The organism is Chitinophaga sp. GbtcB8 (assembly GCF_019091455.1).
GTDB lineage: Bacteria > Bacteroidota > Bacteroidia > Chitinophagales > Chitinophagaceae > Chitinophaga.
On sequence record NZ_JAGXJN010000460.1, the window covers coordinates 1 to 233 of the forward strand.

The 233-nt window shown below is 46.8% G+C and carries 1 protein-coding gene; it reads right to left on the minus strand.

The annotated features are described in order from the left end of the window. On the minus strand, nucleotides 1-233 hold a 233-nt coding region (locus KVT36_RS32310; protein ID WP_217607525.1), incomplete at both ends, for an amino acid permease.

The window sequence follows — 233 nt, forward strand, 5'->3', positions numbered from 1 at the left end:
CGCTCAGGCATAACAGGGAGGCCCATAAGCACTGGATCCACATACCTTTTTTCGGTACGCTGTATCGGTTCAGGGAAGCCGCCTGTTTAAAGATCAGCCCATCCTGTGCCATGGTGTAGTAAATGCGCGCGCCTGACAGTATTAAAGCGTTATTACAGTCAAAGGTGGAGATCATGATCATAGCAACAATGATCAATGAACTGCTGTTATAAAGGATTTTTTCTGCAGCAGCC